This window comes from Ewingella sp. C233, assembly GCF_055407225.1.
Window position 1 is genome coordinate 493002 of the sequence record NZ_JBUZRI010000002.1, and the last position, 20272, is coordinate 513273.

Consider the following 20272-nt stretch of genomic DNA (forward strand, 5'->3'; position numbering starts at 1 on the left):
GAAGGAAGACATTATGCAGCTCAACATTACCGGACATCACGTCGAAATCACGGAAGCCATGAGAGAATTCGTTTCGTCGAAATTTGCCAAACTTGAGCAATATTTCGATCGAATTAATCAGGTATATGTGGTGCTGAGCGTTGAAAAAGTGCAGAAAGTGGCTGAGGCCACACTGCATGTGAATGGAGGCGAGTTGCACGCCACCTCGGAACATCAGGATATGTATGCGGCCATCGACGGCCTGGTTGATAAACTGGCACGCCAGCTCAATAAGCATAAAGATAAACTGAAACAGCACTGACACTCACCTAACCTCTCGCATGAAAAACCTTGAGAGCATCGGCTCGTGACCTTCGGGAAACGAGCCGAACTGTCATTTAGGGCGAAAGAGCATTGAGAGTGAAAGAGCGCTAAAGTGAAGATGAAATGATTAACGATACAGCTATGCAGTTAACGTCAGTCCTTAACGCCGAATGCACGAAAAGCGGCGTTCACTGCGCCAGTAAAAAACGCGCGCTGGAAATCATCAGCGAACTTGCCGCCAAGCAGCTTAATCTGGCCCCGCAGGTGATTTTCGACGCCATTCTTACCCGCGAAAGAATGGGCAGTACCGGGATTGGCGCAGGCATTGCCATTCCGCACGGAAAACTGGAAGAGGACACGCTGCGCGCTGTCGGCGTATTCATTCAGCTGGAACAGCCTATCGCCTTCGATGCTATTGACAATCAGCCGGTTGATCTGCTTTTTGCCTTACTGGTCCCTGCTGATCAATGTAAGACCCACTTACACACCTTGTCTTTAGTCGCTAAAAAGCTGGCTGACAAAACTGTGTGTCGTCGTCTGCGTGGTGCACAAAGCGACGAAGAACTGTTCCAGATCATGACCGAAAGTGAATAATAGAAAGATCGGAAGTACTAACTGTTGATGTTCAGCCGGTGCCCTTTTGTACCGGCAAGATTTTGCCAATGATGGTTCCCGGTTAGCTTGCCGGGGAAGTGAATTCTGAACACTGAATTGCAGGGGAGTGACAACATGGTGCTGATGATTGTCAGCGGCCGTTCCGGTTCCGGGAAGTCGGTTGCTTTGCGGGCACTGGAAGATATGGGTTTTTATTGTGTGGACAACTTGCCGGTGGTCTTACTGCCCCAGCTTGCCCAGACCCTCGCCGACCGCAACACGTCTGCCGCCGTCAGTATCGACGTGCGTAACATGCCGGAAAACCCGGAGATTTTCGACCACGCGATGTCACAGTTGCCGGAGAGTTTTTCACCGCAACTGTTGTTCCTCGATGCCGATCGCAATACGTTGATCCGCCGTTATAGCGACACCCGTCGTCTACACCCTCTTTCCAATAAAAATCTCTCGCTCGAAAGCGCCATTGACGAAGAGGCCGATCTGCTCGAACCTTTGCGTTCATCGGCAGATCTCATCATCGACACCTCAGAAATGTCAGTGCATGAACTGGCCGAAATGCTGCGCGCCCGCCTGCTCGGTAAACGTGAGCGCGAGCTGACGATGGTGTTTGAGTCATTCGGCTTTAAGCATGGTATTCCAATCGATGCTGATTACGTGTTTGACGTGCGCTTCCTGCCTAACCCGCACTGGGACCCTAAGCTGCGCCCGATGACCGGCCTGGATAAACCCGTGGCGGCTTTCCTTGACCGCCACACCGAAGTGCACAACTTCATTTACCAGACCCGCAGCTACCTCGAACAGTGGCTGCCGATGCTGGAAACCAATAACCGCAGTTATCTGACCGTCGCCATCGGCTGTACGGGCGGTAAACACCGCTCGGTGTATGTCGCAGAACAGCTGGCCGACTACTTCCGTTCCCGCGGGAAGAACGTGCAGTCCCGCCATCGCACGCTGGAAAAACGTAAATCATGACGGTAAAGCAAACGGTAGAGATCAAAAACCGGCTGGGGATGCATGCCCGTCCGGCGATGAAATTGTTTGAGCTGGTACAGAGCTTTGAGTCAGAAGTGATGCTGCGTAACGACGCAGGCATTGAAGCGGAAGCCAGCAGCGTGATTGCGCTGCTGATGCTCGACTCTCCGAAAGGCCAGAAAATCGAAATCGAAGCCACCGGCCCTGATGAAGCCGAAGCACTGAGCGCCGTGGTGAACCTGATCAATTCCGGTTTTGACGAAGACTAATCTTCATACACTCATCCCCTAAATCATTCGGTGTGCATCAAGGCGGCAACTGAGTGAATCCCCCGGAGCTGACACCAGTAAGTGATCGGGGTGAGTAAAGGCAGCCAACGCAGGGAAAGCTTGAAGGATGACGGGGATGGCTAGATTCTGCTGAGGCAATCTATGGCTATGGCCTTAAAACTTTCGAAGTTAGAACTGCTCAGCAAACGGCTCATCGACCGTTCCCGCACAAAAGTCACAAACAGATCGTAAATCGCCATCGCCTCTTCGTAATCCGCCTTGCTGATCGCCAGCAGGAAGATCACGTGCGCCGTTTCTCCCTCTCCCCACACAATACCCTGCGGGGACAACAGCGTGATCACCACGGTTTTCTTCGCTAACAGCCCCAGAGAGTGCGGCAGGGCGATGCCCTCACCCAGCATGGTCGAGACAATCTCTTCCCGCTCCACCACTGACGGGTAGAACTCGGCGTCAACATAGCCCTCCTCTTCCAGCTGGGTGCAGACCTTATGGAACAGCTGAGCCTGAGTCATCGGTTCGTTGATGATCATAAAATGTTTTTCGTCGAAGAACTTCTCCAGCATGTAAGGGCGCGTGCGATCCACTAACACCAGTTTGCCCAGCTGCTCCATCTGATATTCGGTTGGGAAAGGCGACAGCACGACCACCGGCTTATTTTTTTCAGTAATACGCGCATTGGAGATAATAAAATCTTCGTCGATATATCCGAGCTTCTCGTAGTCGCGCAAAGAGACCACCTGCGTGACCACCAGCTGCGGATATTTACGGCTGATCTGCGCCTGGATCATGCGGATCGTAGAGTTGCCGGTATCGCACACCAGCATCACCTGCGGATGTCGCTGGTAACCGATGTTGTAATGCCGCTCCAGGCCCACGCCAATGTGCAGCACCAGAAAACCAATCTCGTTCTCACTCAGTGAATACGGCGTGTATTTACCCCAGCTGGAGACGGCCGCCAGGGTCACGTCGTAAGCCATCGGATAGTGCTGCTTGATGTTGCCGAGCAGGGGGTTGGGAATATTGATCTGGTATTTGACGCGGGTGATCATGGTTTTGATGTGCGTCAGCAGATCAGCGCGAAGCTGCTTATCACCTTGTAAATCATAGTTATAATGCGCATTAATGTACGAGAGAATGTAATCCACCAGCGATTCATCATCGTCGGCATTAATGTCAGTCGGCAAAATGTTCTGAACCCGCCGCGCCGCAATATTGACCCGCAAATAGGCCTCTTCCGCCGCCGGGATCTCTTTCCCCACCAGCGATTTCAGCTCTGCCGCCAGACGCACAGACACCTGCCGCACGGCCGGATCGCCCTCTTCTGCGTCGAAATCAGTCAACGGATAGCCCCCGGTAATACGCTTGATAGCCACCGCGCAGTAAAGGATCAGGTACTGTTCACCTTCGTCAGTCAGCTGGATCGATGACTGGGCCAGCAGCTGATGCATAAAATCAGTCAGCGGCGCCAGCGCCTCACGCTCCAGACTTTCGGTTTTCAGCAGCGGATTGGTCTGCTCTTCGCCATCCAGTTGGAACAGTAAATCGGTCAGGCAGGCGCGGATAGCCAGCTCAGCGCCGAACAACTTCATGCCATAACGCGGCTTGGTTTCAATACTCAGGTGATAGCGCGCCAGGTGCTCCCTGACCTCAGCCATATCATTTTGCAGGGTTCCCCGGCTGACAAACCATTCATCGGCCAGATCTTCCAGCTTGAGTGAAAAAGCTGAGGTCAAAAAGCGTATTAGCAGGTAATTCACCCGCTCAGGGGCGGTACGGGGGGTCGGGCTGATGCGGCGGTTATTGGTCTGTTGCAGGACGCTGAACAGCGCCGGATCGTCAATTTTAAGCTGATATCCGCTGCCACGGTTGTGTACGAAAGAGGCGCCGTACTGCTCCATGATTTCATTAAGTGCCGTAATATCCGCACGCACTGTGCGCGTCGAAACATCCAGCCGTTTCGCCAGCTCATCCTGCGGCAGCGTTTCGGCCTGTAGCGCATCAAATAAATGGGCTAATCGTTGATAGGGAAATCTCACCATAATCCTTCCAGTCAGTGGTTAGCGTAGAACATCAATTTTCAGAGCGCGTTAAATAACAAGGCGGGATGACAAAAAACGTCACCCCGCACCGGTTATTCACACTGAGTCACTTCAGTGTCTGACATCTCAGGGAACAATCACCATTTGCGACGGGCTGCCCACTGACGTGTATTCATCAACAAAAGTCAGTTTACCGCTGCTGGCGGAAACATTGAATCTTGTGATGTTATCGCTTCGTTGATTCATTGCGTAAATGTATTTTCCATCCGGCGAGAAGTTTATGGTCCGAGGATAGTCGCCACGGGTCCAGACCTCTTCACCAAAGGTCATCGCGCCTTCGCCAGTGACGTTGATCTGCGCAATGCTGTTGTGCAGACGGTTTGCCACGTACAGATGGCGCCCGTCTTTGCTCAGCACGATCCCTGCGGCAAAGTTAGTACCTTTGAAGTTAGCCGGTAATGACGACAATACATGCAGCTGCGTCAGCGTGCCTTTGGCGCTGTCAAAGCGATAGCTGGTCAGCGTCGAGGCTTCTTCGTTGATCAGGAAGACCACTTTACCGTTGGGATGGAACACGAAATGACGCGGACCGGCGCCCGGTGATGACGCGCTGATGAAAGCCGGCTCGTTAGGCGTCAGTTTCCCGTTATCCAGTTTCCACTGATAAATGCGGTCCAGACCAAGATCGGTAGAGAAGGCAAACTTGCCGCTCGGATCAGTGGCAATCATGTGCGCATGGGGGCCGTTATGGTCACTGGCGGCAAAACTGCCTTCGGCAGCGGCCTGAGGTTTAGCGGCCCCGGCCGGACCGGAATCCTGCTGATGATCGCTGGCCTCACCCAACTTTCCGCTGGCATCTACCGGGAAAGTCGCCACCACTCCGCTGATGTAGTTTGCCACCAGCAGATGATCGCCTTTTGGCGTCAGCGACAGGTAAACCGGGCCTCCGCCCTGTGAATCTACCTGATTAATCAGCGTCAGGCTGCCGTCCTGCGGGTTAATTTCATAGGCCGCAATTGCACCGTTTTTCCCGCCGTTGTAGTTATCGATTTCATTGCCGATAAACAACGTTTTGCCATCATGGCTCGCAACCATCTGGGCCTGATTCGGCAACTGGCTGGCCAGCACGCGGTCGGTCAGCGCGCCGGTTTTACTGTCAAATTTAAAGCGGTAAACGCCTTCACCATTAGGATTATAGGTGCCGACGTAGGCGTAATGTTGGGTTTGCGTCATGGCCTTTTCTGCTGCGTAAAGCGGTGTGGCAGACATCGCCAGCATCGCGGATGTTAAACCTGAAATCAGTAACCAGTTTCTCATACATTTCCTCAATCTAAAGGGATTGCCAGACAAACGCGGGAGTCCTGCGCCCCCCGTAACAGGGAAAGGCGCAGGGTGTTTAACAGCGCAGACAGCTCACAGCGCGGAAGGAAATGCGGTTTGTGAACCTTAACCAATCAGCTTTTTAACGCTAGCCAGCAGGGTTCTGACGTCGTCAGGGCGAGTGTTGCCGCTGGCACTGTCGATAATCGAGCTATAGACGTGCGGGATGATTTTGCTCACACCTGCTTCCAGCGCGATTTCCATAATCGGCTCGAAGTTTTCCAGGTCGATTCCGCCAGTCGGTTCCAGCCAGAAGTCATGCTCCGCACAGGCGCGGGCCACAGCGGCGAACTCATCGCGGGTTTTGAGGCCGCCCATCGGGAAGTATTTGACCGAGCTGCCGCCCATGTCTTTTAGCAACGCAATAGCAGTTTCTACCGGCACAATCGCGTCAGCGGCGCCAGAACTCAACGGCCCGGTGTTAATTTTCACCCAGCCCACTCTGCCGGTTGGCGAGATCAGGCCGTTTACGACGCTCTCATTCTGGCCAAGCAACGCACGGCTGGTACCCACGCCGGTGAAAACCTGATTCACATGCTGTGGCTGAACCTGCTGGGAGATCTTGCTGACCATCAACGACTGGCGCGGGTCGCCGGCACCCAGGCCGACAGACAACGCGTTTTCAATCAGCGCGGCGTACTCTTTCATGTCCGCCACGGCGCTCGCCACATCGGCATAATTTTTTGACAGTACGCCAACCAGTACGTGGCCCTCAGCGGCTTCATAGATGTCACGGGCATTGTCTTTGGAACCGGCCAGCACATTCAGGCACACGCGGTCACGGTAGAAATTCGGGGTCAGTTTCATGCTTTTTCTCCGCTGAAAAGTTGTTTGAAACGCGCGGCGACAATGGCGAGCTGCGGCGGCGTTACGCTGCGCACGTCTACTTCAATCTTGCCTTCGTTGGCCCGGTATCCACGGAAATAAATGGCGATATCGCCATTTTTCATCGCCTCGACAATGGCTTTGGTTTTCCAGCCCAGCACCGTTTCATCGAAGGTTATCTCGGTGCGCGCAATGTCGCGCCCGGCACTGTCCCACACCACACGGCCAGTAACGCCGTTGATTTGATTCAGGCTATCAATGAATGGCGTCATCTTGCCGACCATCTCCTGACCGGTGGTTTTCGGCAGGGTAACGTAGCTTTCAATCGCCTGCGTCAGGCCGAGGATGCCCTCTTTGCCGACTTTCATCGCGCGGCCAATGCCGTTGGACTGCAACTTCACCCATTCGACAACCTGCTGTTTACCGAGCACAAGACCGCTGGTCGGCCCTTCAATGGCTTTTGCACCGCTGTAAATCACCAGATCGGCGCCCATTTTGTAATAACAGGTCAGATCCTCTTCGGCTGCCGCATCCACAATCAGTGGCACATTGTGTTCACGCGCTACGGCTGCGGCTTCTTCAACAGACAGAATGCTTTTCTGCACGGAGTGGTGCGATTTGATGTACAGAATAGCTGCCGTACGCGGCGTAATGCAGGCGGCGAGCTGCGCTGGCGAGCATTCGTTGGCATATCCGGCTTCGACCACTTTCCCGCCGCCCAACATGACCATGGTGCCTACCGGCGCGCCGAAGTTAACGTTGTGACCTTTCGGCAGCACGATATCGTGAGGCACTTCCAGCGGCGCGGCGTGCAGGTTTTCCAGCAACCACGCGTTATCTTTGACGATCACGGCTGCAACAGACTGCGCCATACCGGACGATGCGCAGGAAACCACCACCGCATTCTCGACGCCCAGCAATTTCGCGATGTACGCACCGGTTTTATTGACCACATCCTTCATCTCGAAGAAGTGATTCAGGCCAGTATTTACTACGTCAGCCACTTCCGGGCGCGGGGTTGAAACCCCCAGAATCGTCATGCGGCCGGAGGCGTTAATGACCTGCTTAAGACCGTATTTCTCGTACAGCGACTGTTCAGACTTCGAAGACATGATTTGATTTCCCTTCATCAGTTAATAAGGTAACGCCCGCTACCACGGCGGCCAGTGGCACCAGAAGCTGATCACCGGTGACTGACTGACCTTCAGAGTCGACGAACACCTTAGGCGCATGTTGAATGTTAAACAGCGTCAGGTCGGCGTCAGCGCCAACCTCAAGGCGTCCTTTGGACGGCAGGCGGAGCGCATCGGCCACGTTACAGGTGACGCATTCGATCACCTGTTCAAGCGAAAGGCCGACGGTAAAGAATTTGGACATCACGGTCGCGAGGCTGTGTACCGGCCCGGTGACGCGGTTGCGGCAGTAGATATCAGAGCTGATGGTGTGCGGCACGATACCCTGTGCAATCGCCAGTCGGGCCACTTCAAAACTGAAGCTGGCGCTGCCGTGACCGACGTCGAGCAACACACCGCGGCTGAGCGCGCGTTTGACCGAGTCACGCAGTACGCCCTCTGGCGACAAAATTCGGTTCGGTTTGCCGTTATAGCAGTGGGTGATGATGTCGCCCGAGGTCAGCAAATCGGTAATTTCATCCAGATCCGGCGGGTTGTTGCCAATGTGTACCATCAGCGGCAGATCGTTATTTTCCTGCTGGATCTCTTTGGCGCGCACCAGCGGTTTAATGCCGTTTTTGCCCACCACGCTGCTGCTCATGCGCGCTTTGATGCCAATAATAAAATCAGGATTGCGGGCAATGGCGTCGCGCACTGCCGCTTTGTCAATCTGGTTCATATCGGCCAGTTCGTTTTGCGTCACAATGCCGGTACGAGCAATATTCAAAAAGGCGAGGACATTAGTTTTGGCCTCGCGGGTCAGCTGGTAGAAATCATCGACGTCGTTAGCGCCGGTGCTGCCTGCATCTACCACGGTGGTGACGCCGCTCGCGACGCCGATAAGATCGGGTTCGTCATGATAAATCGGCGATTTGATGTAGCAGTGAACGTGGGAGTCAATCCACCCGGCGCTGGCGTAAACCTTACCGTGCAGGTCGAGAATTTGTGTGGCGGTCGCGCCGCTGTCGAGCTGGCCGGTGGCGGCAATTTTACCGTCGCGGATGGCAATATCGGTCAGGCTGCCGTCGGGGCATTTTGCCTGGCGGATTATCAGATCATACATACGCTTTTCTCCGTACTCTTTTCTCAGTGGCACCAGACGCCAGAAAGAGTTCCTGACGTCTGATTTAACTGCTTATTGACTGCTGTTCTTACAGGGCTACCGGGTAAATCGCACCAAGGATCATCGCACCAAGAATGGCACCGCCAGTGATCGGTTTCTGCCAGATATAGAACCCCAGCGCACCGAGCAGCGAACCCAAACCGATTGGAATGGAGGCCGCCATTGCAGACAGGATAATCAATGGGCCAAGGAAGCGGCCTGAGGCGTTACCGGCCCCCATCATCACGTCTGCACCGTAGGTGGAATTACTCTGGTTGATAGTAAATTTTCGCGCCAGAATAATGATGTAACCCACTGCCAGGCCCAGAATCAGACCGGTAGCCAGTGATGCCGCAAAGTTCGCTACCGGGAAGATGATCCCGGCACCCAGCAGCATGGCGGGAACGCCAAGGCCAATGCCGGTCTGGATGGCGCCACCGATATCGAGAATACCGACCAGTGAACCTTCGATAATGCGGGCAAACAGGAAGCTGGCGCCGAAGGCCGCAACGGCCCCGTAAACGCCGGTATCCATGCCGGCACGCAGCATTGCGACAAACGCCACTTCGTTAAAAGCACCGATGCCATACAGGTAATACATGTGCGTCCCGGCAAACACCCCGGAGGAGAGTAACCCAACAAAAATCGGGAACGACCACTCGGCGTACCAGAAATTACTTTTGGCTTGTTCTTCCATTGTCATAAGCTCCAGTTCAATTTATTCGCGAACTTACTTGCCGCTAAGAGAGTTGTGAATGCCGTTCAACCATGTCGGGACGTCCAGCATGAAAGATTGCAGTAATTTCACATCGAAGCCGCGGAAGAACCCGCTGAGCACGAACAGCGCGATAATAGCCCCCATCATCACTCGCGTGACATGGTTCCAGCCGCCCTCTTCTACGCCTTTACCGATCAGGATACCCAGCACCAGACCTGGTACGGCGTTGCCCATGATCATCTGCGCCAGACCGCCAAAAATGGTGGCCCAGAAACCGGAGCGACGTCCTGCGTCAATCGCCGCCAGCCAGAAAATCACGGGCATCACGGTGTTAACCAACAGGTTGGCAGCCGGCACCAACACTTTCACGGCCGTAACTTGCAGCGATGCAGGTACAGCGGACGCGGTGGTATTGAGGAAAGTGACGACAATCATACCGATAACAGCACCGGCGATGGCCATCTTGCGCGGGTCATGCAGGGTTTCAGCGACGTTACGGTTTTTAAACATTAACGCGGCCGCAGCCCAGTGAGGAATGATGCGGTGGTCTACGTCTTGTGTGAACGAGCCTGCTGCGACAGAAGAGGCCCAGGCGTTGAAGAAGAAGCCTAAACCGAACGAGAAATGCGAAGCCGGATCGCCTTCACAGGAATTTAATTCCCCAAGAGTACGAAAAGCCCCCATCCCTTGCACGTTTGGTGCGTGGAACATACGTGCAGCACCTGCACCTACGCCCACACCCACCAATCCGCCGATAATAAGCGACTTAAATAAAATAATTAAAAACATCAGTATATCCTTGTCATTTATAGCTAACGTTTTTGAGCCTGTTGATTAGGTAACGATCCCCAATGCGACAGGCACTTATTTAGTGACAAAAACTACCTGGTCAGTATTTATTGCCGTCATGTTGACGGTAATGTCTAACGCCACGTAATAACTTTTTCTCTCCCTGGCCAGAAAAAAGAAGAGGAATTTTTCTCTTTTTACCGTTTCCTCAGCCGTAATTACCTTGACGTCCTGCGGTTCAATACGCAGCAAGATATTTTGCGTCGATTTAAGAACGGTTCGCTGAACCTGACTGAGTGCAGCAGAAAAGGCGGCAGCCTTATTTTCGCCTTTTCCTTCAACCCGCACCGTAGTGGTTAATTGTTGCTTCATTACGGTTGGCCGAATTTCTTGATATAAGCTTCAACTAAACGTTGCCCAAGTTCTTCTTTATCCATAAATCCGAAACCTAATACATTACAGCCTTCATTAATTGCGGTGACGCCTTCATCCACAGAGCGCATACCGTATTTGGCTTTATATCCATATTTTGTTTGCGCGGTAATTGCGCCTGCGCCGCCACTGCCACAGAAGGAGATGCCAAAGGTGGCATTTTCTGCTTTCATCACGTCGCCTAGTTTCATGTCAGCTGCAACGCCCGGTACAACAACGGCACGGCCACCTGCGGCTTCAACACCGGCTGCAACTTTCTGGCCTTTACCCAAACGGTCGCCGATAACAACAGTAATTTGTCCCATGATCTCTTTCTCCAGATGTTTTATGAAAACTGATAGTTATGCCGATAAATAATTATGAATTATTGTCTTTCGCGACTTCGAAATGCACCGAGAGTAAATACGCTTCCTCAATCGGTAAATTTCCAAACAGGCCAACCACCTGTTCCGCCATTCGTATAGAATCCGCAGATATTTCGTCAAACAGCTCTTTATCAACTTCAGGTAATGGCTCGCCGGTAATAGAACGTAATACCATCGCCTTAACATGTGAGGTCAACATCTGCTGCTGGACATCATTGGTGTAGATATTTTCGGCGTTTAACATGGCCTGAATATCTTTTAGCACTTTCTCTGTGGTTGCTTCTGCGTCTTCCAAACCAATTTGCCCTGCCGTATTAACAGATGCGGTTCCGTTATTCACTGGCGGTTACCTCTCCTTGCCGTGCAATGCCTAAAAAGCCGTTTATTTCGTCTGTCTTTACCCTAACCGCAAGGGGATTTCCTGTGTAGCCGTTTTTTTTCCAGTTCGAAGTGGAAATGTCATGGCCTAAGCGGATCACATTCTCAAAACTGAGATTAATCTGGAGATAACACTGCTTAGCCAGCAGCGATTCAGGGTATTGCACTGGTAATAGGATTTTTAGCAGCACCGAATGAATTGTCTGGCTCTTCCCTTTTCGTCTATCAACGCCTAGTATCAAGGTATAGAAGATGAAAACACCAACACCCCTGCGCTGATGCGCGGGGGTGTTGCTTTTTGACAACCGGCAACCGTGCCGATCCCTACGTCATCCACACAGCTGACGAGATAGAAGGATATAGGAAAAATGCTATGAGCAAACCGACCCTGACCATCAATGAGCTTGATGCAGAACGTTTAGACACCCTCCTGGCGCAGGCGGCGTATGCCAACAGCCCGGTTGCAGAGGCACTGAACGAAGAACTGGATCGCGCTGAAATCCTGCCGCCGCAGGACATGCCTGTCGACGTCGTGACGATGAACAGTAAGGTACGCTTCACGGAAGGCAAAGAAGGCGAAGAACATATCCGCACGTTGGTCTATCCGGCGGCGCTGAAAGACACTAATGAACAATTGTCAGTGATGGCTCCGCTCGGTGCGGCACTGCTCGGCCTGCGCGTCGGCAGCACCATTACGTGGACCATGCCTAACGGCAAAGAGAGTGAAATTCACGTGCTGGAGTTATTGTTCCAGCCAGAGGCCAGCGGCGAATTACGCCGTTAACAGGCCAGATATGACAAGGGCTCAGCATGCTGAGCCCTTACTATTGAAACTATCAAAAACCGTTACTTGAACTTCTTATGGTTCTCGTTGCGGGTCGCTTTAAACCCTTCGGCTTCTTTCTTCGCTTCATCCAGCTTGCCGGCTTTCGCCAGTTCCGACGCTTTATCGATCTGACCGATTAAGGTATCCAGACCTTTGTGGTAATCCTGCATCTGCAGGCTGTTGGCATCCTGACCTTTCAGTTTTGGCGGCGTGGATTTTTTAGCATCCTCAGCAGCCGCTTTCATATTAGAAAGACCTGCGGTGAAATCGTTGGCGTTATCTGCTTTGAGCACCTTGCCATAGTTATCGGCAATGGTGTCCATATCCGAAGCTAAATCTGCCGCCAGTGCGACCGTGCTGCTGCCTAACATTGCTACCACTGCTAAAGCCATCAGTTGTTTACGCATATACGTTCTCGCTTGTTTTAAGTCTTATTGGATAAAACGACATTACTTATAGGGCTTATTAAAAATAAGCGGTGAGGGAGCAAAGTGGCATTACTTTTTTGTAAAGAATTGACGCAGCGACCGGGCAGCCGCTGCGTGGAGGGAAACAGAGGGAGTTATTCGCCAGCGATTTTCATCTGAGGAAGCAGAACAGAACCGCACTGGATGTTGCTGCGGGTTTCAATATCGCTACCAATACTGACCATATTGCGCCACATATCCTTCAGGTTACCGGCGATAGTGATCTCGCTGACCGGATACTGAATTTCGCCGTTTTCGACCCAAAAACCGGCCGCACCGCGTGAATAGTCGCCGGTCACACCGCTGACTCCCTGGCCCATCAGCTCGGTCACGACCAAACCTTTGTCCATCTTGCGCAGCATGGCGGCGAAATCATCGCCCTGACCGGCAATGCGCCAGTTGTGAATACCGCCCGCATGGCCGGTGGTTTGCAGACCCAGCTTACGCGCTGAATAACAGGTCATCAGCCAGTTCTGCAACACGCCATCTTTGACGATATCGCGACGCTCAGTACGCACGCCTTCGCTGTCAAACGGCGTAGAGGCCAGTCCCTGCAACAGATGCGGATGTTCTTCGATGGTCAGCCATTCCGGCAAAATCTGTTCGCCAAGACTGTCGAGCAAGAAAGAAGATTTACGGTAAATGCTGCCGCCACTTATCGCCCCGACCAGATGGCCGAACAGGCCGGTCGCCACTTCGGCAGCGAACAGCACCGGTGCATGGCGGGTGGTCAGTTTACGTGGGGAGAGGCGCGACAGCGTGCGGCGGGCGCACTCGGCACCGACCCACTCTGGGTTGGCCAAATCACTCATACTGCGGGCGATAGTGTAGGCGTAATCGCGCTCCATATCGCCGTCATGCTCGGCAATCACCGAGGCAGAAATCGAGTGGCGGGTGGAACAGTAGCTTTGCAGCATACCGTGACTGTTACCAAACACGCGGATACCGTAATGGCTGTTAAAGCTGCCACCTTCGCTGTTGGTAATGCGCTTATCCGCCGCCAGGGCTGCCTGCTCGGCACGCGCTGCCAGTTCGATGCCGCGATCGGCGTCGAGCTCGGTCGGGTGGAACAAGTCAAGATCCGGAGCTTCAAACGCCAGCATCTCGCGGTCGGCCACACCGGCAAAGGGATCCGGTGAGGTGAAACGGGCGATGTCCAGCGCGGCCTGCACGGTGCGTGAAATCGCATCGGCGCTGAGGTCGGTCGACGACGCGCTGCCTTTACGGTTCTGATAATAAACGGTAATACCCAGCGCACCGTCGCTGTTGAACTCAACATTTTCGACGTCGCCAAAGCGGGTGCTGATACCAATACCGGTGGTTTTACTGACCGCCACTTCAGCCGCATCTGAACCTGCTTTCGCCAATTCCAGAGCCTGAGCGACGGCCTGTTCCAGTGTCTTACGCTGTTCTGCAACTTGATTGACTACGTTCATCAGCTTCATCACTTATGAGAATAAAGGAATGTTATTGCCATTGAGTCTAACAGAGAGTCAGGTGAATTTCGCACTCAGACCGGCTGGATCCGGCTTAATCTGCAACAGAACGTGGAGGTATTAAACATAACCATGCATAATGCCGCCATGCAATAAAGCACAATCAAGCTGACAGGAATATCCCGACGGGTATTCCCGGGAAAGAGAAAGCGCCCCATGATAAAGAAAATAGACGACTGGTCCGATGATGTTCCTGAAAATGAGAACGAAGAAGATGATGAGATCATCTGGGTCAGCAAAAGTGAAATTAAGCGTGACGCCGAAGCCCTGAAAGATCTGGGTCAGGAGATGGTCGATTTGGGCAAGAACTCGCTCGACAAACTGCCGCTCGACGAAGACCTGCGTGCCGCAATCGATCTGGCTCAGAAGATCAAAAAAGAGGGCCGCCGCCGTCAGATGCAGCTGATCGGTAAAATGCTGCGCTCGCGCGACGTGGAGCCTATTACCACCGCGCTCGACAAGCTGAAAAACCGTCACAACCAGCAGGTGTCGTTGTTCCATAAACTGGAAGTGCTGCGTGACCGCCTGGTTGAAGAAGGGGATGACGTCATTCCTGCCGTTTTAGATCTCTATCCGGACGCCGATCGCCAGCAGTTACGTGCCCTGATCCGCAACGCCCAAAAAGAGAAGGCGACCAATAAACCGCCTAAATCTTACCGCCAGATTTTCCAGTACCTGCGCGAACTGGCCGAAGCCAAAGATATGTGATCCGCTGATTTCAGCGAATAAAAAAGCCACCGTAATTCTATTACGGTGGCTTTTGTTTTTGTGGCTACTCAGGCTTTGTGTTTATGCCCGGCTGGTTTTTCCAGCACGTTGAAACGCAACCCACCGTCCAGCTCCTCTTCCGCCTCTTCGAACAGCAAAATCAGCGCACCGAAGCGCCGTTTGCGCCCGGCGGACAGGTTGGCAAAATCTATTTCCACCGGCAATGTAATGCCACCGGTGACCTCATCCCAAAGTGCATCCAGATTGGCACCAAAGCTTTCGCTCAACCCAAACTGACGTGCAAACTCGCCATAAAAGGTGGCTAAATCCGGGATGTGATTAAAATCGAAGACCACTTTATTCATCGAATTCACTCCACCCGAACAAATTGTCTGTAGTGATTGCGGCTGACATAAATCAGACCATCACTGGCGAAAAGTACCCGGTCTGCGCCACGGCGGCCACAGTGGTAATTAATATCAGCCTCACGCCATACGCGCTTATAAGCGCTGGGTAGGCGCCCTTCACGGTTGGAAAAACGATCGCCGCCAATCGCTTTGCCCGGCAGCACCTGGCAGAGATTTCCCGCACGGGCATCCCATCCTGCGTCGCGCGCCTCTCTCTTAGTGACATAATAATCAGGCAGACGATGATTCTGCCGCAAGTAGTTGACCACTGTTTGTTCCGAAGTCAGTGCCGCCAGTGTATCACTGGTTTGTTTCGCCAGCGCGACAGCGGGGAACTGCCCCACCAGCATTCCCAAACACAACATCAGCCAGAGGCTACGTAAACGCTGCCCTATCATTCGATTCATCGTCATCCTGTTAATTGGCCATTCGCCCGTATTTTACAAGTTACCCAAGTGCAGCGTTTTCACCTGCAAATACTCTTCCAGCCCTAATACTGAACCCTCACGGCCAAGGCCGGACTCTTTTACGCCACCAAATGGCGCCACTTCCGTAGAGAGCGCACATTCGTTAATACCAATCATGCCGCTTTCAATGGCGTCTGCCACACGGAATACACGTTGCAGATTCTGGGTATAGAAATAGGCCGCCAGACCAAATGGCGTGGCGTTGGCGCGCCGGATGACTTCCTCTTCGGTTTTAAAACGGAAACAGGCCGCCAGCGGGCCGAAAGTCTCTTCTTCAGCCACTTTCATGTTGTCGTTGGCGCCAGCAATGACTGTTGGCTGGAAGAAATTACCCCCGAGAAGATGACGCTGACCGCCCGCCACCAGACGTCCGCCTTTTTCGAGCGCGTCTTTGACGTGATCTTCTACTTTCTCCAGCCCTTTGCTGTCAATCAGCGGGCCGACGACGACGCCCTCATCCATACCGTTACCGACTTTCAGCTTACTCACTTCTTCAGCCAGACGCGTGACGAACAGGTCATAGATGCCGTCCTGCACATAAATCCGGTTGATGCAGACACAAACCTGCCCGCTGTTGCGGAATTTACAGGTGACCGCGCCTTTGACTGCGGCTTCCAGATCGGCATCATCAAACACAATGTACGGTGCGTTGCCGCCCAATTCCATCGACACTTTTTTCATGGTATCGGCACTGTTGCGCACCAACGTTTTACCCACTTCAGTCGAACCGGTAAAGGAAATTTTACGCACTGCGGAACTTGCCATAATGGCGTCGCTGATGGCGTGTGTATCACCGGCAACGCCGTTGATCACGCCCGCAGGCACGCCCGCTAGATGGGCCAGTTCAAGTAAGGCAAACGCCGACAGCGGTGTGTTATTGGCCGGTTTAATCAGCCCGGTACAGCCCGCCGCCAGCGCCGGACCCAATTTGCGGGTCAGCATCGCCAGCGGGAAATTCCACGGCGTGATAGCCGCAACAACGCCGACAGGTTCACGGGTCGCGAAAATGCGCGAGCCCCCTTTCACCGGCGGAATAATCTCGCCATTGGCACGCTTGGCTTCTTCACTAAACCATTGCAAGAAGCTGGCGGCGTAATCGACTTCGCCCAGTGCTTCCTTCAGTGGCTTACCCTGCTCTGCCACCATCAGCTCGCCGAGAAACTGTTTGTTTTCGATCATCAGCTCATACCAGCGGTGCAAAATTTCGGAACGCGCTTTGGCCGTGGTTTTACGCCAGGCGGGGAACGCTTCGCTGGCGGCCTTGATCGCCGCTTCCGTTTCCGCTTTACCCGCTTTGGCCACTTTCGCCACCACATCACCGGTAGCCGGGTTCAGTACATCAAACGTTTCTTTGGCTTCCTGCCATTTTCCGCCCGCGAAAAAGCCGGTTTTGAACAGTTTATGGGAAGTGAGTTTCTGTTGATTGGCTGACATAAGGATATTGTCTCCTGCAAATACCGCCGTCCTGAAACAACGACATAAGAATGTAAGTTTGGATATTCAATCTATTAAGTATAGCGGCTAATAACGGCGGCGATGGCCGCACCGCACGTCATGCTTATGATGTCAGACACAAAAAAGCCGGTGCTGTTGAAGGCACCGGCCCATTTTGCGGCTCCTGGCTCTCAGGCAAGGAACGAATGCTGGTATTTGTGCAGCATCTCCGCCAGTCGTTTTACCGGCTCGGTGACTTTCCGCGGGGCGTCATATTCCACCAGTTTTTGCTGGTACTCGTTCAGTTCCGACAGCAGCCGCTGGTAATAGTACGTGCGCTTGCCTTCTCCCGAAGAGACCACGTGGTCGGCGGTATTACGGATGCGTTTATGGAACGCTGACAGCTCTTCGCTGGCCGGAATTTCCGCCATTTTCATCCGCTGATGGGCGATGATCAACATCAGCGCCAGACGATATTTACCGATGTCATTCGGGAACATCACCAGCAGTTGGTTGAGCTGATGATAGAGAGCGGGCAGATGGTTTTCGCGGCGGCGATACGCCTTGGTGGTCAGCGCCGATACCGCACTGCTCATAAAGCGATTGAGTAAGGTGCGGCCGGTTCTCTCACGGGATTTATCACGGATCAGCAGTAACACCACCAGCGCGATAATGGTACCAATCGCCTGCCCGGTTGCATTATCGAGAAACGCCGTAACGTTGAATTTCATCGGGTTACTGAGCACCAGCACGTTAATAGTCCCGGCCAGTAAACCCAGCATCCCCAGGCGCCGTTTCTGCACTTCGATGCCGACAAAGAAAGTAAACAAACCAAGACACAAGCAGAGCAGGAACAGGCTTTGCTGGGTCGCGGGCATGATCAACATAAAGTAGATGGAACCGACCGGGATCGCCAGCAGCATCCCGACGATAAAGTCGAGGGCCATCCCTTTCGGATTCGGGGTACGCATGGCCAGCGACGTCACTACCGCGATGATCACCACGCAGCCGCTGCCGGAGGTCCAGCCGGTCCACAGCCATAACAGGCAACCGGAGGCGGTGGCAACAAAGGTACGCAGACCGTTAATCATGGCGTGATGGCGTTCGGCTGAGGCCGGTTTCACCACCACTTCGCTGCTAAGCACGTTGCTTTCCACGCTGCTGATACTGCTGTTGGTATGAATACCTTTTAGCAACATGAGTGCCCGCGTCCCCGCGCCGATCCAACTGCTGACAGTCAGCAGAATATCGTCGCCGCGCGTTGAGGAGATTGCCTGACGCAGCTGTTTTATGCGCCGGTGAACGTCAACCACCGTTTCTGCCGGTTCAGCAAACAGGGCCTTCACTTCGGGCGTGATGCGATCCGGTGAGTTTTGCAGGATAAGATACGTTTCACATGCCTGTGTGATCATGCTGAGTGAGGTGCTGTGCAGGGCTTTCAGCCGCTGATTACAACGCTGCCAGCGGGAAGACTCCATCATCAGGCTGCTGCGCATACCGTTCAGCGCCGTGGTGCTTTTAATCAGGTTACTCCACGACTTATCGATATCTTCCTTTTCACCGCGATTGATACAAATGCGCATCAGTGCGAACTGATCGAGCAGCAGCTGGCTGACCGCACGGTCGATATCTTTTTTGATGGAACGTGGTGAAAACAGCAGATCAGCCACGATAGCGCAGCAGATACCCAGCACGATCTCACTGCAACGCTCGACGGCAAATTGCGGGGTTTGAAGCGGAGAGGCCGCGGAGGTGACGACGATAATCAGCGCGGTATAACCTGCAAGCCCGAGCGCGTAGGAATTTTCGACGCGCACCAGAGAAGACCACCAAGTACAGACTCCGGCCCACATACAGCATAAAAGCAGCATGACCACCGGCGCACGCGCCGTGGCAATCACGATCACCACTGCCGCGATACAACCTAAAAACGTCCCAATCACACGCAGAAAACCACGATGACGGATGGCACCGGCAAACGGCTCGCCACCGGCGGCCATAGCCGGGCCCGAGGCCACAATGGCTGCCGTCATGGCAGACCAGCGCGGGGTCTCCAGCTGCAAATAGAAACCGAGCACCAGCGCGCCGAGGATCGCAAACGTCAGCTTAAAAGCAAATCTGACGCGCGGGATGAATTGGTTATTCATCGTGCCTTAACCGAACTCACGTAAGCGATGCAGCAATCTGGCAAACGGGGACTGATGTTCTGGTTGTCTGTCGCGCTCACCTGTGATCACCACGGTCGCCGTGGTACCCGCCGGGTACGGATGCTGCTGGTCGGCATCATCAAGCACAATTTTTACCGGAACACGCTGCGCCAAACGCACCCACTCGAGGTTGCTGTCAATAGTCGCCAGACCATTGGTGGCCGCAGAAGAGGAGCTGTTGGTAACTGCCGCCGCGACGCTGTCTACGGTGCCGTGCATGATGCGGTTGCTGCCGAGCGGCGTGATTTCAGCGCGGTCACCCTTTTTCAGGCCAGACAGTTTGGTCTCTTCCAGATAGGCCAGAATATAGAATGTGTTTTTCTTCACCAGCGCGACAGCCGTCGAGCCACGGTTGATATAGTTGCCGGGATGCACGTTAAGGTTGGTCACCCAGCCGTCAGCAGGGGCCGTCACTACAGTGCGCTGGAGATCCAGCACCGCCAGATCGCGCGCGGCCTGAGACTTAGCCAGCTGATGCTGCGCGGTCTGCAAGACGTTATTCGCCTGATCAATCTCTTCCTGAGACATGGCCTGCACGCCCAATTTTACACGGCGGCCCGCTTCACGTTTTTTCTCGGCAGCCAGTGCCTGATAGTAAGCCACGTCAGCCGTGGCCTCATCAAGCGCCTGCTGGTAGCGCGGCTGGTCGATTTTGAACAGAATCTGGCCTTTTTTCACCAGCTGGTTGTCAACGATGGGCACATCGGTGACCAGCCCGGTGACGTCAGGCGCGATGGAAACCACGTCAGCGGTGAATTTGGCATCACGGGTCCAGGGTGATTCAGTATAGAACGCCCACGCCCGGAAGATCGCGATGCAAGCAAGGACGACAAGGATTAACGTTATTGCGTAACGTATTATTTTTATAGAAAAGTTTTTCACG

24 protein-coding genes are annotated in these 20272 nt (G+C 53.6%); 6 read left to right on the top strand and 18 right to left on the bottom strand.

The features are described from left to right. Positions 1 to 13 precede the first annotated feature (13 nt). The 4 genes from hpf to npr all read left to right on the top strand — a co-directional run bounded on the left by hpf (position 14) and on the right by npr (position 2156). A complete protein-coding gene (gene hpf, locus ACZRKO_RS14675) occupies positions 14 to 301 on the top strand; it encodes a ribosome hibernation promoting factor (protein WP_463737977.1) in 288 nt (95 codons plus the stop codon). Between the two features lie 125 nt (positions 302 to 426). Next, complete coding sequence (gene ptsN, locus ACZRKO_RS14680; RefSeq protein WP_463737978.1) at positions 427 to 897, top strand: PTS IIA-like nitrogen regulatory protein PtsN; 471 nt, start codon at positions 427 to 429, stop codon at positions 895 to 897. Positions 898 to 1032: 135 nt separating this feature from the next. After that, positions 1033 to 1887 (top strand): RNase adapter RapZ, encoded by an 855-nt coding sequence (gene rapZ / locus ACZRKO_RS14685; protein ID WP_463737979.1) that lies wholly within the window; start codon positions 1033 to 1035, stop codon positions 1885 to 1887. Continuing rightward, positions 1884 to 2156 carry a PTS phosphocarrier protein NPr gene (gene npr, locus ACZRKO_RS14690; protein WP_463737980.1) on the top strand — a complete coding sequence of 91 codons (273 nt, stop codon included), beginning with the start codon at positions 1884 to 1886 and terminating at the stop codon, positions 2154 to 2156. The genes rapZ and npr overlap by 4 nt, the downstream gene beginning before the upstream one ends. A 140-nt stretch (positions 2157 to 2296) precedes the next feature. Here the strand turns inward: npr and ACZRKO_RS14695 are convergent, their stop codons facing one another. The 11 genes from ACZRKO_RS14695 to ACZRKO_RS14745 all read right to left on the bottom strand — a co-directional run bounded on the left by ACZRKO_RS14695 (position 2297) and on the right by ACZRKO_RS14745 (position 11682). Beyond that, positions 2297 to 4216 (bottom strand): BglG family transcription antiterminator, encoded by a 1920-nt coding sequence (locus tag ACZRKO_RS14695; protein ID WP_463737981.1) that lies wholly within the window; start codon positions 4214 to 4216, stop codon positions 2297 to 2299. Between the two features lie 126 nt (positions 4217 to 4342). Next, positions 4343 to 5533, bottom strand: a complete 1191-nt coding sequence (locus tag ACZRKO_RS14700) for a lactonase family protein (RefSeq protein WP_463737982.1) — start codon at positions 5531 to 5533, stop codon at positions 4343 to 4345. Positions 5534 to 5662: 129 nt separating this feature from the next. After that, the gene (gene dagF, locus ACZRKO_RS14705) at positions 5663 to 6403 is read right to left on the bottom strand and encodes a 2-dehydro-3-deoxy-phosphogluconate aldolase (protein WP_463737983.1); all 741 of its coding nucleotides are present in this window, start codon (positions 6401 to 6403) and stop codon (positions 5663 to 5665) included. Then, complete coding sequence (locus ACZRKO_RS14710; protein WP_463737984.1) at positions 6400 to 7533, bottom strand: DgaE family pyridoxal phosphate-dependent ammonia lyase; 1134 nt, start codon at positions 7531 to 7533, stop codon at positions 6400 to 6402. The genes dagF and ACZRKO_RS14710 overlap by 4 nt, the downstream gene beginning before the upstream one ends. Beyond that, positions 7517 to 8656, bottom strand: coding sequence for an amidohydrolase/deacetylase family metallohydrolase (locus ACZRKO_RS14715; protein WP_463737985.1), 1140 nt, complete (start codon positions 8654 to 8656; stop codon positions 7517 to 7519). The genes ACZRKO_RS14710 and ACZRKO_RS14715 overlap by 17 nt, the downstream gene beginning before the upstream one ends. Before the next feature lie 88 nt (positions 8657 to 8744). After that, the gene (locus tag ACZRKO_RS14720) at positions 8745 to 9392 is read right to left on the bottom strand and encodes a DUF4310 family protein (protein ID WP_463737986.1); all 648 of its coding nucleotides are present in this window, start codon (positions 9390 to 9392) and stop codon (positions 8745 to 8747) included. Between the two features lie 33 nt (positions 9393 to 9425). Continuing rightward, positions 9426 to 10202, bottom strand: a complete 777-nt coding sequence (locus tag ACZRKO_RS14725) for a DUF4311 domain-containing protein (protein ID WP_463737987.1) — start codon at positions 10200 to 10202, stop codon at positions 9426 to 9428. 75 nt (positions 10203 to 10277) lie between these two features. Further along, positions 10278 to 10574 (bottom strand): DUF4312 family protein, encoded by a 297-nt coding sequence (locus ACZRKO_RS14730; RefSeq protein ID WP_463737988.1) that lies wholly within the window; start codon positions 10572 to 10574, stop codon positions 10278 to 10280. Further along, positions 10574 to 10939 (bottom strand): glycine-rich SFCGS family protein, encoded by a 366-nt coding sequence (locus ACZRKO_RS14735; protein ID WP_140472361.1) that lies wholly within the window; start codon positions 10937 to 10939, stop codon positions 10574 to 10576. Before ACZRKO_RS14735 ends, ACZRKO_RS14730 begins: the two co-directional genes overlap by 1 nt. Before the next feature lie 52 nt (positions 10940 to 10991). Then, on the bottom strand, positions 10992 to 11339 hold the full coding sequence (locus ACZRKO_RS14740; protein WP_463737989.1) for a glycine dehydrogenase: 348 nt from the start codon (positions 11337 to 11339) through the stop codon (positions 10992 to 10994). Beyond that, positions 11332 to 11682, bottom strand: coding sequence for a hypothetical protein (locus ACZRKO_RS14745; RefSeq protein WP_463737990.1), 351 nt, complete (start codon positions 11680 to 11682; stop codon positions 11332 to 11334). The genes ACZRKO_RS14740 and ACZRKO_RS14745 overlap by 8 nt, the downstream gene beginning before the upstream one ends. Positions 11683 to 11750: 68 nt before the next feature. Here ACZRKO_RS14745 and rnk point away from each other — a divergent pair, with 68 nt between their 5' ends. Further along, complete coding sequence (rnk, locus tag ACZRKO_RS14750) at positions 11751 to 12161, top strand: nucleoside diphosphate kinase regulator (protein ID WP_463737991.1); 411 nt, start codon at positions 11751 to 11753, stop codon at positions 12159 to 12161. 62 nt (positions 12162 to 12223) lie between these two features. Here rnk and cybC read toward each other — a convergent pair whose 3' ends face one another. Together cybC and pmbA are read right to left on the bottom strand one after the other, a co-directional pair. Next, positions 12224 to 12610: a cytochrome b562 gene (gene cybC, locus ACZRKO_RS14755; RefSeq protein WP_463737992.1), complete on the bottom strand. Its 387-nt coding sequence runs from the start codon at positions 12608 to 12610 to the stop codon at positions 12224 to 12226. A gap of 155 nt (positions 12611 to 12765) precedes the next feature. Continuing rightward, the gene (gene pmbA / locus ACZRKO_RS14760) at positions 12766 to 14106 is read right to left on the bottom strand and encodes a metalloprotease PmbA (RefSeq protein WP_463737993.1); all 1341 of its coding nucleotides are present in this window, start codon (positions 14104 to 14106) and stop codon (positions 12766 to 12768) included. Between the two features lie 216 nt (positions 14107 to 14322). On the opposite strand from pmbA, the gene yjgA reads away from it, so the two are divergent. Then, positions 14323 to 14874, top strand: a complete 552-nt coding sequence (yjgA, locus tag ACZRKO_RS14765; protein WP_463737994.1) for a ribosome biogenesis factor YjgA — start codon at positions 14323 to 14325, stop codon at positions 14872 to 14874. A gap of 68 nt (positions 14875 to 14942) precedes the next feature. Here yjgA and ACZRKO_RS14770 read toward each other — a convergent pair whose 3' ends face one another. The 5 genes from ACZRKO_RS14770 to aaeA all read right to left on the bottom strand — a co-directional run bounded on the left by ACZRKO_RS14770 (position 14943) and on the right by aaeA (position 20271). Further along, positions 14943 to 15239: a barstar family protein gene (locus tag ACZRKO_RS14770; RefSeq protein ID WP_463737995.1), complete on the bottom strand. Its 297-nt coding sequence runs from the start codon at positions 15237 to 15239 to the stop codon at positions 14943 to 14945. A gap of 5 nt (positions 15240 to 15244) precedes the next feature. Continuing rightward, positions 15245 to 15679 carry a ribonuclease domain-containing protein gene (locus ACZRKO_RS14775; RefSeq protein ID WP_463738111.1) on the bottom strand — a complete coding sequence of 145 codons (435 nt, stop codon included), beginning with the start codon at positions 15677 to 15679 and terminating at the stop codon, positions 15245 to 15247. Positions 15680 to 15721: 42 nt separating this feature from the next. Next, entirely contained in the window at positions 15722 to 17182 is a 1461-nt protein-coding gene (locus ACZRKO_RS14780) for an NAD-dependent succinate-semialdehyde dehydrogenase (protein WP_463737996.1), read from the bottom strand. Positions 17183 to 17373: 191 nt separating this feature from the next. Then, positions 17374 to 19329, bottom strand: coding sequence for a p-hydroxybenzoic acid efflux pump subunit AaeB (gene aaeB, locus ACZRKO_RS14785; protein WP_463737997.1), 1956 nt, complete (start codon positions 19327 to 19329; stop codon positions 17374 to 17376). 6 nt (positions 19330 to 19335) lie between these two features. Next, on the bottom strand, positions 19336 to 20271 hold the full coding sequence (aaeA, locus tag ACZRKO_RS14790) for a p-hydroxybenzoic acid efflux pump subunit AaeA (protein ID WP_463737998.1): 936 nt from the start codon (positions 20269 to 20271) through the stop codon (positions 19336 to 19338). Position 20272: the final 1 nt, after the last annotated feature.